This window comes from Pseudomonas sp. FA-1, from assembly GCF_056856075.1.
Genome location: NZ_JBWXTH010000001.1, coordinates 86,908 through 99,855, shown reverse-complemented (window position 1 = coordinate 99,855; position 12,948 = coordinate 86,908). Strand labels below are relative to the sequence as shown.

Annotated in this window: 12 protein-coding genes; 6 read left to right on the top strand and 6 right to left on the bottom strand. The window is 64.8% G+C overall.

Annotated elements, in window-relative coordinates; genetic code table 11:
• Window positions 1-114: 114 nt before the first annotated feature.
• A complete protein-coding gene (locus tag AC1MHZ_RS00455; protein ID WP_084854260.1) occupies window positions 115-1,005 on the top strand; it encodes an esterase/lipase family protein in 891 nt (296 codons plus the stop codon).
• Here the strand turns inward: AC1MHZ_RS00455 and AC1MHZ_RS00450 are convergent.
• Window positions 986-1,879, bottom strand: a complete 894-nt coding sequence (locus AC1MHZ_RS00450; RefSeq protein WP_482965921.1) for a DMT family transporter — start codon at window positions 1,877-1,879, stop codon at window positions 986-988. The two genes, AC1MHZ_RS00455 and AC1MHZ_RS00450, sit on opposite strands and share 20 nt — an antisense overlap.
• Before the next feature lie 137 nt (window positions 1,880-2,016).
• Between AC1MHZ_RS00450 and AC1MHZ_RS00445 the strand changes: the two genes are divergently transcribed.
• From AC1MHZ_RS00445 to AC1MHZ_RS00435, 3 genes are all read left to right on the top strand, one after another.
• Window positions 2,017-2,802, top strand: coding sequence for an AraC family transcriptional regulator (locus AC1MHZ_RS00445; RefSeq protein WP_324818518.1), 786 nt, complete (start codon window positions 2,017-2,019; stop codon window positions 2,800-2,802).
• A gap of 73 nt (window positions 2,803-2,875) precedes the next feature.
• Window positions 2,876-3,148: a PsiF family protein gene (locus tag AC1MHZ_RS00440; protein ID WP_084854266.1), complete on the top strand. Its 273-nt coding sequence runs from the start codon at window positions 2,876-2,878 to the stop codon at window positions 3,146-3,148.
• 71 nt (window positions 3,149-3,219) lie between these two features.
• On the top strand, window positions 3,220-4,227 hold the full coding sequence (locus AC1MHZ_RS00435; protein ID WP_084854268.1) for an AI-2E family transporter: 1,008 nt from the start codon (window positions 3,220-3,222) through the stop codon (window positions 4,225-4,227).
• A 134-nt stretch (window positions 4,228-4,361) separates the two neighbouring features.
• Here the strand turns inward: AC1MHZ_RS00435 and AC1MHZ_RS00430 are convergent, their stop codons facing one another.
• The gene (locus AC1MHZ_RS00430) at window positions 4,362-5,633 is read right to left on the bottom strand and encodes an Hsp70 family protein (protein ID WP_084854271.1); all 1,272 of its coding nucleotides are present in this window, start codon (window positions 5,631-5,633) and stop codon (window positions 4,362-4,364) included.
• Between the two features lie 164 nt (window positions 5,634-5,797).
• Between AC1MHZ_RS00430 and cbpA the strand changes: the two genes are divergently transcribed.
• Window positions 5,798-6,745, top strand: coding sequence for a curved DNA-binding protein (gene cbpA, locus AC1MHZ_RS00425; RefSeq protein WP_084854273.1), 948 nt, complete (start codon window positions 5,798-5,800; stop codon window positions 6,743-6,745).
• Window positions 6,746-6,747: 2 nt separating this feature from the next.
• A complete protein-coding gene (locus AC1MHZ_RS00420; protein WP_084854275.1) occupies window positions 6,748-7,053 on the top strand; it encodes a chaperone modulator CbpM in 306 nt (101 codons plus the stop codon).
• Window positions 7,054-7,257: 204 nt separating this feature from the next.
• Here AC1MHZ_RS00420 and AC1MHZ_RS00415 read toward each other — a convergent pair whose 3' ends face one another.
• The 4 genes from AC1MHZ_RS00415 to AC1MHZ_RS00400 form a co-directional block, all read right to left on the bottom strand.
• The gene (locus tag AC1MHZ_RS00415; protein WP_084854277.1) at window positions 7,258-7,776 is read right to left on the bottom strand and encodes a GNAT family N-acetyltransferase; all 519 of its coding nucleotides are present in this window, start codon (window positions 7,774-7,776) and stop codon (window positions 7,258-7,260) included.
• A gap of 39 nt (window positions 7,777-7,815) precedes the next feature.
• The gene (cycA, locus tag AC1MHZ_RS00410) at window positions 7,816-9,231 is read right to left on the bottom strand and encodes a D-serine/D-alanine/glycine transporter (RefSeq protein WP_084854279.1); all 1,416 of its coding nucleotides are present in this window, start codon (window positions 9,229-9,231) and stop codon (window positions 7,816-7,818) included.
• A 228-nt stretch (window positions 9,232-9,459) separates the two neighbouring features.
• Complete coding sequence (locus AC1MHZ_RS00405) at window positions 9,460-10,824, bottom strand: PepSY-associated TM helix domain-containing protein (protein WP_482965920.1); 1,365 nt, start codon at window positions 10,822-10,824, stop codon at window positions 9,460-9,462.
• A 57-nt stretch (window positions 10,825-10,881) separates the two neighbouring features.
• Window positions 10,882-12,921: a TonB-dependent copper receptor gene (locus AC1MHZ_RS00400; protein ID WP_482965919.1), complete on the bottom strand. Its 2,040-nt coding sequence runs from the start codon at window positions 12,919-12,921 to the stop codon at window positions 10,882-10,884.
• Window positions 12,922-12,948: the final 27 nt, after the last annotated feature.

Below are 12,948 nucleotides of genomic sequence, written 5' to 3'. Positions count from 1 at the left end.
TTGCTCAGGGGTCTGTTCTGGTTTGGAACCGCACCGTGCGCCAGGAGTTCGATTGCGATGGCCAGACCCTGCGCGGTAGTGTTGGGCGCATCGCCCAGGAGAGGGGAGGGAGCCATGAACCAGGCGCTGGCCACGCGCTACCCGCTGGTGCTGGTACCGGGCATGCTCGGTTTCGTGCGGGTGCTGCTCTACCCCTACTGGTTCGGTATCGTGCCAGCGCTGCGCCGGGGCGGTGCGCAGGTGTTCCCTGTGCAGGTCTCGCCGCTGCATTGCAGCGAACTGCGCGGCGAACAGTTGCTGGCGATCATCGAGGATATCTGCCAGCGTACCGGCACCGAGCGGGTCAACCTGATCGGCCATAGCCAGGGCGCCTTGAGCGCCCGCTACGCCGCGGCCAAGCGCCCTGACCGGGTGGCCTCGGTGACCTCGGTTGCCGGACCCAACCAGGGGTCGGAGCTGGCCGACTACCTCGAGCGCAAGGCACCGGCCGATTCACCCAAGGGACGACTGCTCAAAGCGGCCTTGCATGCCCTGGCCGTATTGCTGGTATGGCTGGAGACCGGCTGGCGCCGTGACCCGCTGCCCATCGATGTGCACGCTTCGCACCAGTCCTTCACCACCGCCGGGGTCGCTCGCTTCAACCAGGCCTATCCACAGGGCCTGCCGACGACCTGGGGCGGTGAAGGTGCCTACGAAGTCGATGGGGTGCGCTATTACTCCTGGTCCGGGACCTTGCAGCCTGGGCGCACCGACCAGGGGCGCAACCGCTTCGATGGCAGCAACCGTTTCTGCCGGCTGTTCGCGCGTACCTTCGTGCGCGAACGGGGCCAGTGCGACGGCATGGTTGGGCGCTACAGCTCGCACCTGGGCCAGGTGATCGGCGACGACTACCCGTTGGACCACCTGGACATCGTCAACCAGTCCCTCGGCGCCGTGGGCAAGGGCGCCGACCCGGTGCGCTTGTTCACTGAGCATGCCGCAAGACTCAAGGCTGCGGGGCTGTAGCGACCTTGCGCAGCGGCGTGGTCCAGCGCTCGGCAAGGAGCACGCCCAGCAGAGTCAGCAGGCCGCCGTACAAGTGGTAGCTGGCCAGGCGCTCGTCCAGCACCACGGCGGCGATCAGCGCAGTGACCACCGGCAGCAGGTTGAAGAACAGCGTGGTACGGCTCGGGCCCAGGCGGTGCACGGCCTGCATCCATACCCGGGGGGCGACCATGGAGGCGAGGATACAGGCATACAGCACCAGGCTAATGTTATGCGCGTTCAGGCCGATCTTCGGCGACAGCACGAACAGCGGCAGCAGCACGATGATCGCCACCAGCACCTGCAAGTACAGCAGCTGCATCGCGGGTACGCGCAGTTGCCATTTCTTCAGCAGGAAGCTGTACAGCGCATAAGCGAAGGTGGCCACCAGCATCATCAGGTCGCCGCCGTTCAGGCCTTGCTGCAGCAGCGCCGCAGGCTGGCCTGCCGAGACCACTTCCAGTACGCCGACGAACGACACCAGGGCGCCGAACAGCGCACCGAAGGTCAGCCGCTGGCCGAGCCAGGCGATGGCCAGGGCCAGGGACATCAGCGGCATCAGCGAGAGGATGATGCCCATGTTGGTGGCACTGGTGATGCCGGCGGCGAAGTAGGCCAGGCTCTGGTACATGGCCATGCCCAGCACGCCGAGGATGAAGACCTTGCCCAGATGGGGAGCGATGGCCGCACGGTTGCGCCAGACCTGCGGCAACAGGAATGGGGTGAACAGCAGGCCTGCCAGCAACCAGCGGTAGAAGCCGATTTCCGCAGGGTGGATAGCGCCTGCGGACATCTTGGTGACTACGGTATTGCCGGCCCAGATAAGGATCGCCAGCAGGGGGAACAGGTAATTCATGCAGCAGTGAATCTCTTGTAGGAGCGGTCTTGTGCCGCGAAAGGGTCGCGCAGCGACCCCGACTGGCAGCCATTATCTCTTGTCCGTCCATATGCCTATACTTGCAAACGGACAATCCACCCCACGAAGCAGCCAACATGGCCCGCAAATACCTCGACATCCCAACCTTCGACCACCTCCCGGCCCCGGTGTACTTCCGCTACGATGAGTTCGGCGCCGACACCCACAGCGCCCCGCACCGTCATCCCTGGGGGCAGCTCAATTACGCTGCCCACGGCGTCATGCACCTGGATGTCGAGGGGCAGCGCTTCGTCTCGCCGCCGCATTACGCCGTGTGGGTCCCGCCGGGCACCGAGCATGGCTGCTATAACCCCCAGGCCATCGTCTATCGCTCGGTCTATCTCGACCGGGACGTGTGCCAAGGCTTGCCGGCAAGCCCTTGCAGCCTGGTCATCAGCGACATCCTCAAGGCCATCCTCGGCGACTTCGCCCAGCGCGACCTCAAGGTCGCGCAGGACGAACGTGATCTGCGCCTGGTCCAGGTGCTGCTCGACCAGTTGCACCTGGCGCCGACCCAACGCTGCTACTTGCCCTTCGCCCGCAGCGAGGGCCTGCGCCAGGTGCTCGACGCCTTGCATGCCGAGCCCGGGGACAACCGCCCGCTGGCCGACTGGGCCAGCCAGGTGTTCGTCAGCGAACGGACCCTGGCGCGCCAGTTTCTCCGCGAGCTGGGTATCAGCTTCGGCGAGTGGCGCCTGCGCCTGCGTTTTTTGCGTGCGATCGAGGCGCTGGAGGCGGGCCTGCCGATCCAGGCCATCGCATTCGACCTCGGCTACAGCACCGCGTCGGCGTTCATCGCCATGTTCCAGCGCCAGGCCCATTGCACGCCGGAGCAGTACCGGCGGCGGGCACGCATGGGCTGAGCAGGGAGTAACAAATTTTGTCTACACTCTGCTCGACGACCGCGCACACAGCGTGGAGACAAGGAGATGCTTCATGAAGATGCTGCACGTACCATTGCTGGTATTGGGTGTGATGATCAGCGCGCAGGGATTCGCCGCCACTGCGCAGCAAGAAAAAATGAAGACCTGCAACGCCGAAGCCACCGCGCAAACCCTCAAGGGTGACGAGCGCAAGGCCTTCATGAGCAAATGCCTGAAGACCACCCAGCAGGAGAAAATGAAGACCTGCAACGCCGATGCCACCAGCAAGGCGCTCAAGGGCGATGAGCGCAAGGCCTTCATGAGCGACTGTCTCAAGAAGAAGTGACCTGCGCCTATGTTTGTACGGCGAAGGCTGGCAGACTGCGGATCTTTCCCGTTGTCTGCCGTTGAGGCTGTATGACCTTCACCCCCCGCCAGGTCACCCTGGCCAGCTGGATCATCGTGTTTGCCGGCCTGCTGCTGGCGTTGCCCCTGAAGCTGTTGCCCAGCCTGTTGGCCGGCCTGCTGGTGTTCGAGCTGGTCAACATGCTCACCCCCCGGTTGCAACCGGTCATTGCCGGGCAGCGTGCGCGCTGGCTGGCCGTGGCCCTGCTCGGCACCCTGGTGGTCAGCACCCTGACCCTGCTGATCGCAGGTGCCTTCAGCTTCCTCTTGCACGAGGCGGAAAACCCTGGCGCTTCGCTGGACAAGTTCATGGGGCTCGTAGAGCGGGCTCGCAGCCAGCTGCCGCCGTTCATCGAAGGCTACCTGCCGGCCAGCGCTGCCGAGTTCAAGGTGGCCATCGGCGACTGGCTCAAGAGCCACCTGGGCGAGCTGCAACTGGTGGGCAAGGGCATGGCGCACATGTTCGTCACCTTGCTGATCGGCATGATCCTGGGGGCCATCGTCGCCCTGCAGCGGATCCCCGACATCTCCCGGCGCAAACCGTTGGCCGCGGCGCTGTTCGAACGCCTGAGCCTGCTGGTGCAGGCGTTTCGCAATATCGTCTTCGCGCAGATCAAGATCTCCCTGCTCAACACCTTCTTCACCGGGATCTTCCTGGCCGTGGTGTTCCCGCTGTTCGGCGTGCACCTGCCGTTGACCAAGACCCTGATCGTGTTGACGTTCCTGCTGGGCCTGCTGCCGGTGATCGGCAACCTGATGTCCAACACGCTGATCACCATCGTCGGCCTGTCGCTGTCGATCTGGGTGGCGGTGGCGGCGCTGGGCTACCTGATCGTGATCCACAAGGTCGAGTACTTCCTCAACGCGCGGATCGTCGGCGGGCAGATCAGTGCCAAGTCGTGGGAGCTGCTGCTGGCGATGCTGGTGTTCGAGGCGGCGTTCGGGCTGCCGGGGGTGGTGGCGGGGCCGATCTACTACGCCTACCTCAAGAGCGAGCTGAAGCGGGCGGAGTTGGTCTGAGTTCGGTGGTGGCCTGCACTGGCCCTATCGCCGGCAAGCCGGCTCCCACCGAGATTGCGCCGCTCTCAAGGCTTGCGAAATCCCTGTGGGAGCCGGCTTGCCGGCGATAGGGCGGTGCAGACAGACGCCGGTTATCAGGCTACTCCGTAGCGCTTGCGCGCCTCGATCGCCAACCCGCTGCCGATGCTGCCGAAGATGTTGCCTTCCACATGGCGGGCATTGGGCAGCATCGCTGCCACGCTGTTGCGCAGCGCCGGGATACCGCTGGAGCCGCCGGTGAAGAACACCGTGTCCACTTGCCCCTCGCTCACGCCGGCCTTGTTCAGCAGCTCGCTGACGCTTCCGCGCACCCGTTCCAGCAGCCCTTCGATGGCCTCCTCGAACAGCCCACGGGTCAGGTCCACGGCCAGCGCCGGCTCGATACGGCCCAGGTCGATGCGCCGGCTTTCGTGCTCGGTCAGCTCGATCTTGCTCGCTTCCACTTCCATGGCCAGCCAGTGCCCGGCACGCTCCTCGATCAGCTTGAACAGCCGGTCTATCCCCAAGGTGTCCTCGATGTCGTAGCGCATGCTGCCCAGGGCCAGTTGCGACTTCTGCGAATACAGCGAGTTGATGGTGTGCCAGGTCGCCAGGTTGAGGTGGTAGCTGGTGGGCATCAAGGCCTGGCTCTTCATCCGGCTGCCATAGCCGAACAAGGGCATCACGCCTTGCAGGCTCAGTTGCTTGTCGAAGTCGGTACCGCCGATGTGCACGCCGCCAGTGGCGAGAATATCGCTCTGGCGCTCGGCCACCAGGTGGCGTTGCGGTGACAGGCGGATCAGGGTGAAGTCCGAGGTACCACCGCCGATGTCGACGATCAGCACCAGCTCTTCGCGGCTGATGCCCGACTCGTAGTCGAACGCTGCGGCGATCGGCTCGTACTGGAACGAGACCTCCTTGAAACCGATCTTGCGGGCCACCTCGGCCAAGGTGTCCTCGGCCTCCTGGTCGGCGGCCGGGTCGTCGTCGACGAAGAACACCGGGCGGCCCAGCACCACTTCGTCGAAGCTGCGGCCGGCATTGGCCTCGGCGCGTTTCTTCAGCTCGCCGATGAACATGCCCAGCAGGTCCTTGAACGGCAAGGCGGTCCCCAGCACGCTGGTGTCGTGCTTGATAAGCTTGGAGCCGAGCAGGCTCTTGAGCGAGCGCATCAGGCGCCCTTCGTAGCCTTCCAGGTATTCGTGCAGGGCCAGGCGGCCATAGACCGGGCGCCGCTCCTCGATGTTGAAGAAGACCACCGAGGGCAGGGTGATCTTGCCGTCTTCCAGGGCGATCAGCGATTCCACGCCGGGGCGGTGCCAGCCGACCGTGGAATTGGAGGTGCCGAAGTCGATGCCACAGGCACGGGCCGGGGATACGTCAGACATGGGGAGCAGCTTCCGGAGGCAAAACGGCCGCGCAGTTTATGCCAGTGGCCGGCTAAATCAAGACCGGTCGTCTGCTCTACAGCAACCCCAGGCGAACCTTGAAAGGCTATGCTTGACCCCAATCTTCAGAAACATCGTAAAAATTTCCAACGGTGATGCCTTAGATGGACTTCAAAGACTATTACAAGATACTCGGCGTGGAGCCGACGGCGGATGACAAGGCGATCAAGGCCGCCTACCGCAAGCTCGCGCGCAAGTATCACCCTGACGTCAGCAAGGAACGCGACGCCGAGGAAAAATTCAAGGAGGCCAACGAGGCCTACGAAGTGCTGGGCGACGCCCAGAAACGCGCCGAGTTCGACGAGATCCGCAAGTACGGTGGCCAGCACGGCAGGCCGTTCCAGGCGCCGCCGGGCTGGGAAAGCCGTGGCGGCGGCGGTGGTTTCGAAGGCGGCGACTTCTCCGATTTCTTCAGTTCGATCTTCGGCGCCCGGGGCGGCAACCCGTTCGGTCGTGGTCAGCAGCGCAGCGCGGGCAGGCGAGGGCAGGACGTGGAGCTGGAACTGGCGATCTTCCTTGAAGAAACCCTGAGCAAGGAATCCAAGCAGATCAGCTTCCAGGTTCCGCAGACCAACGCGGCCGGGCAGCGTACCGGGTTCACCACCAAGACCCTGAACGTCAAGATCCCTGCCGGGGTGACGGACGGTGAGCGCATCCGCCTCAAAGGCCAGGGCGCCCCGGGTATCGGTGGTGGAGCCAATGGCGACCTGTTCCTGACCATCCGCATGGCCCCGCACCCGCTGTTCGATGTCGAAGGGCACGACCTGATCATCACCGTGCCTCTGGCGCCGTGGGAGGCGGCCCTGGGAGCCAAGGTGGCGGTGCCGACGCTGACCGGCAAGATCAACCTGACCATCCGCCCCGACAGCCAGAGCGGCCAGCGCCTGCGGGTCAAGGGCATGGGCCTTGCGAACAAGCAGGGCGAGCGCGGCGATCTCTACGCCCAGCTCAAGGTGGTGATGCCCAGCCAGTCGGACGCCACCACGCGCGAACTCTGGACCAAGCTCTCCGAGAAGGCCGCGTTCAATCCGAGGACACAATGGAGTAGTTGATCATGAGCAACACCCTGATCGTTCAACTGGACATGCGAACCCTCTGCCAGGAAGCCGACATCACGGCCGACTGCGTGATCGAAATCGTCGAACACGGCATCGTTGAACCCTCAGGGCGAACGCCGGAGGACTGGTTGTTCGATGACCAGGCGCCGTTGCTGGCCAAGCGGGCGGTGAAGCTGCACCAGGAGCTGGAGCTGGAATGGGAGGGCGTGGCCCTGGCATTGGAGCTATTGGACGAGGTGCAGCAACTGCGCAGCGAAAACAGCATGCTGCGCCAGCGGTTGGGCCGGTTCATCCATATGTGAGCCTGCTTGGATTGATTGTGCAGGCGCCTTGCGGGCCCCTTGTGGGAGCTGGCGGAGCCTGCGATGGGCCGCAAAGCGGCCCCTTAAGTCCACCGTTTGAGGGCTTGGGGCTGCTTTTCAGCCCATCGCAGGCTGTCGCCAGCTCCCACCGAGATTACGCGCAGAGGTTGTGCAAAACCCAATAGTTGGCGAACTGACAGGCCTTCAGTCCCTTGGCTCGGCCCCTGGGTCGAGCATCAGTTGCATGAAGGTCAGGTCCAGCCAGCGGCCGAACTTCACTCCCACCTGCGGCATCTGCCCGGTCACCACGAAGCCCAGCCGCTCGTGCAGGCGGATCGAAGCGGCATTGCCGCTTTCGATCGCCGCGACCATCACATGCTTGCCGCACGCCCGCGCCCGTTCGATCAGGGCCTCCAGCAGCATCAGGCCCAGGCCCCTGCCGCGCTGGTCGCTGCGCACGTAGACCGAATGCTCGATGGTGTGGCGAAACCCTTCGAACGGCCGCCAGTCCCCGAACGAGGCATAGCCCAGCACCCCGCTGTCATCCACCGCCACCAGGATCGGGTAGCCCTGTTCGGCTCGTGCGGTGAACCAGGCCAGGCGGTTGGCAAGATCCACCGGCGCTTCGTTCCAGATCGCCAGGGTGTTGCGCACGGCGTCGTTGTAGATATCGAGGATGCCGGGGATGTCTTCGGGCTGGGCTTCGCGGATTTCAGGGTGCATGGTGGCGGCTCGCAAGGGAGAGTGCGGGTTGGGGCAGCTTCAGCTGCCCTGGTTGCCACGCACGGCGGTGCGTGGGTGGCGTTTGTTCCGCACCACCTGGTAGGTCACGGCCAGGATCAAGAACCACAGCGGCGTGACGACCAGCGCAGCGCGGGTATCGGCCTCCAGGCTCAGCAATACCAGGATGAAGGCGAAGAACACCAGGCATACATAGCACATCAGGCGCCCGCCAGGCATCTTGTAGGTCGAGGCCTGGTGCAGTGCGTGGCGGTGCTTGCGGTAGGTCAGGTACGACAGCAGGATCAGCGTCCAGACGAACATGAACAGCAGCGCCGAAACCGTGGTGACCAAGGTGAAAGCCTCCACCAGGTCGGGGATCACATAGATCAGCACGGCACCGAGCAGCAGGCAGGTGCAGGAGAAATACAGGCCGTTGGCCGGCACGGCCCGCCGCGACAGCTTCTCGAAGGCCTTCGGCGCGTCGCCTTCCTGGGACAGGCCGTAGAGCATGCGGCTGGTGGAAAACACGCCGCTGTTGGCCGAGGACGCCGCTGAAGTCAGCACCACGAAGTTGATGATGCTCGCTGCCGCCGGCAGGCCGGCCAGGACGAACAGTTCGACGAACGGGCTCTTGCCCGGCACCACGTCGCGCCACGGAGTGACTGCCATGATGGCGATCAAAGCCAGCACGTAGAACACGATGATGCGCACGGGGATGGAGTTGATCGCCCGTGGCAGGGTGCGTTCGGGGTTCTTCGCCTCAGCGGCCGTGGTGCCTACCAGCTCGATGCCGACGAAGGCGAACACGGCGATCTGGAATCCTGCAAAGAAGCCCATCACGCCGTTGGGGAACATGCCGCCATCGTTCCACAGGTTGGCCAACTGCGCCGTGCGCCCGGCGGGCGACTCGAAGCCGGTGATCACCATGTACAGGCCCGTTGCGACCAGGCCCAGGATGGCGACGATCTTGATCATGGCGAACCAGAACTCGATCTCGCCGAACATCTTCACGGTGATCAGGTTCAGCGACAGCAGCACCGCCACGCAGGTGAGCGCCGGTATCCACTGGGGCAGGTCGGGGAACCAGAACTGCGAGTAGGCGGCGATGGCGATCACGTCGGCGATGCCGGTGATGACCCAGCAGAACCAGTAGGTCCAGCCGGTGAAATAACCGGCCCAGGGGCCCAGCAGGTCGGCGGAGAAATCGATGAAGGACTTGTAGTTGAGGTTCGACAGCAGCAGTTCGCCCATGGCGCGCATGACGAAGAACAGCATGAAGCCGATGATCATGTAGACGAAGATGATCGACGGGCCCGCCAGGCTGATGGTCTTGCCCGAGCCCATGAACAGGCCGGTACCGATGGCGCCGCCGATGGCGATCAGCTGGATATGGCGGTTGGTGAGGTTGCGTTGCAGATGGGTGTCGTCTGCCGGTGTGGAGGAGGTCCGGGTCATGGGCTGCATTCCATTGAGATCGGTCTTCTTGCGGGAAAGCCAGGTAGGCTAACACGCGCGTTCCAGATCGTGGCGCGACAGATCGACTCCATTTTGCCTGGGCTGAGCGAGTGCAAGAGGGGCTGCTGTGCAGCCCTTTCGCGGCACAAGGCCGCTCCTACAGGGGCACGGCTCGTTTGTAGGAGCGGCCTTGTGCCGCGAAAGGGCCGCACCGCGGCCCCTATGGAGTCACGCCCTGGCGAGCACCTTGCGGCGCACCACCAGGCTGTCGACTGCCCACATCACCAGCATCGACATTCCCACCAGCGGGAACGCGACACCCAGCACCAGCATCACCCCTGTGGCGGTCTTCCAGCGTGGCAGGTCATGGCGCAGCGGCGGCACACCCAGGCCACCGTTGGGGCGGCGCTTCCACCACATCACCAGCCCGCTGACCGAGCCCAGCAGGATCATCAGGCACACCAGCAGGATGATGAGCTGGTTGAGCGGCCCGAACATCTTCCCTTCGTGCAGCATCACCCCAAGCTCGGTAGCGCGGGCGACCGGGCTGTAGTCCTGCCAGCGCACATCGGCCAGCACCCGGCCGGTGTACTGGTCCACGTGCAGGGTGGCGTCATTGCGAGGGTCGTCGGCGAACACCGCGATGGTGAACACGCCTTCGGCGGTGGTCGGCAGGGTGATGCTGTAGCCTGGCTCGACCTTGCGCGCGGTGGCCACGTCCTCGACCTGTTGCAAGGTCACCTGGGGGGCTGCGGGGCCGCTGGCCATGGCGTGGTGGCCTGCATGCTCGGCATGGGCGCCGGACACCGGCATCGGCGTATTCTCCACGGCCCAGGGCACGGTCTGGCGGTGGGCATTGTTCAGCTCGCGGGCCTGCTGATCGGACTTGGGCACGTCGTTCCACATGGCCGCCGGGAAGCGATTCCACAGGTCGGCGTACTGCTTGCCCCACAGGCCCGTCCAAGTCATGCCGCTGAGCAGCATCAACAGCAGCAGGAGCGAGCCCCAGAACCCCGTGACCGCATGCAGGTCGCGCCACAGCACCCTGCCGCGTGCCGACAGCCGTGGCCACAACACGCCAGCACTGCTGCGTCCGCGTGGCCACCACAGGTACAGGCCGGACACCACCAGCACGATGCCCCAGCCGGCGGCCAGCTCCATCAGCCGATCACCCACGGTGCCGACCATCAGCTCACCGTGCAGGGCCCTGGCCACTGCCTGCAGGTTGTTCTTGCCGTCCTGCTCGCCGAGTACCTTGGCGCTGTACGGGTCGATGAACACGTTCAGTTCGCGCCCGCCGTCGTGCACCACGAACTGCGCGCTGCGTTCGGCACTGACCGGCGGCAGGTACTGGCCCACATGCCCCTGTGGATAAGCCCGACGTACCTCGGCCAGGAGCGTGTCGGCGTCCTGCCGGTGGTGGCCGGCCTCGACCACCATCAGGTCGCGGTAGAGCAGTGGGTCGAGCTGGGGCTTGAACAGGTAGATGATCCCGGTGATTGCCAGCAGGATCATGAAGGGCGCGACGAACAGACCGGCATAGAAATGCCAGCGCCAGGCCAGGTTGTAGAAGGAGATGCGTTTTTCGTTCATGTGAACCTCCCGAGAGACCGGTCAGGCGCGGGGGCGGCCGCGCCTGGGTCGTTGTTGTCAGAAGCTGATGTCGACCTTGGTCCAGAAGGTCCTGCCGGGCTCCATCACCGGCTGCGGGTCGCTGGCCGGGTAGCCGAACCCGGCGTTCCCGGCCAGGTTCAGATGCTCGGCGTAGGCCTTGTCGAACAGGTTGTCGACGCCTGCGCTGAGCTTGAGGTTGCGGTTCACCTTGTAGGCGCCGTTGAACGAGAACACGCCGAAGCCCGCGCTGTTCTCGTAGTCCTTGCCGACCACGTTGCCCTGGTTCTCGGCGATGCGGTTCTGCGCCGCCACCAGGCGCCACAGGGCTCCGACGCTCCAGGTGTCGCGGCTGTAGGTCAGGCCGAGGCGGCTTTCCAATGGCGGCATCTGCGGCAGGGCCTTGTCGTCGCTGCTGTTCTTGCCCCAGGCGTAGGCTACGGTGGCGTCGGCTTTCCAGTTTTCGTTCAGCTTGTAGGCCGCGCCGAGTTCGCCGCCCATGATACGGGCGTCGATATTGCGTGCCTGGCTGTTCATGCCTTGATAGTCGAACAGGATGTAGTCACGGATCTGCCCGACATAGCCCGAGGCCCAGGCGTCCAGGCGCTCATCGCGGTACTGGATGCCGAAGTCCAGCTGGGTGGTCTTTTCCGGCTTGATGCTGTCGAAGGCATTGCGCGAACCGTTCGGTCCCTGTTTGGGCGAGAACAGCTCCCAGTAGTCTGGGAAGCGTTGGGCATGACCAAGGCCGATGTAGGTGGTGGCAGGAATCGCCATCAGGTCGTGCTCGTAGCGCACGAAACCGCTGGGCAGGGTGTCGGCGCGGGTGTCCCCGGCGGTAGGGCTGTTCTTGCGGAAATCGCGGGCCGAGGCGCGATCGAGGCGTGCCCCGGTAACCAGGCGATCCTCACCGGTGGCGTACCAGGTCAGCTCGCTGAACAGCCCATAGTTGTGGAAGTCGGCGTCCTTGGTCCAGGGCTGGCCCTTGTGTGCGTCCACCGCCATGCCACCGCGCTTGCGGTGTTCGTTGGTCTGCGCATCGATACCGGAAACCAACTGCACATCGGCCCAGCGCCAGGTGGCCTTGACGCGTGCGCCCATGGTGCGACGGTCGACGTTGCTGACCATCGCCATCATGCCCGGTGTGCGCAGGCTGTAGTTGTCCATCACATGGTCGGCGTAGTTGTAGTAGACCTGTGCCTCGACCTTGTCGAGCACTTCGCCCAGGTTGGACTTCTCGAAACGCAGGCCCAGGCTCTCGCGCTTGAACTGCGAGCCGTCCATGCCGCGCCCGGCGTAGCGGGCCTCGCCGTCGCCCTTGCCGGCGGTGAGTTCCAGCAGGGTGTCCTGGTCCGGCGTCCAGCCGAGGGTGACGTCGCCGTTCCACTTGTCCCAGCGTGAGGGCACCGTGTCACCGTTACCGTCGTCGTAGTCATCGGCTCGCGACTGATTGCCGACGAAGCGGGCGTAGCCCTGGCGGGTGCCGGCAGCGGCATCGAGCACTTTGTCGAAGCGGCCATGGGAGCCGGCCAGCAGGCTGGCGTTGACGCGGCTGCCGAGTTCGCCGAACTGCTCCGGCTCGCGCTCGAAGAGGATGGTTCCGGCCGAACCGCCCGGGCCCCAGATCACGCTCTGCGGGCCCTTGATCACTGTCAGTCGGTCGTAGGTTTCCGGCGAGATGTAGGACGTTGGTGCGTCCATGCGGCTGGGGCAGGCGCCCAGCATCACGCCGCCGTTGGTGAGGATGTTCAGCCGCGAGCCGAACATGCCACGCAGCACTGGGTCGCCATTGGTGCCACCTGCGCGGATGGCCGAGAAGCCGGGGATGGTCTTGAGATAGTCGGCACCGTCGCTGGCCGGCACGGGCTGGCGTGGGTCCTTGGGGTTGGCGACCACGGTCAGCGGCGAGCTGGGGGCGATGGCGGTGACCACCGTCGGGCTCAGCTCGGCCGGGTCATGCACATGGCCTTCGAGGCGGCCGGTTTCGGCGGCCAAGGCCACGGGGGCAAGCAGCGAGCCGCACAGGGCGGCGAGGGTGCCGCGCAGGGAAAGTGCAAAAACAGGGGTACAGCCGGACATAGTGATTCCAGTCGATCAGTCGTGAAC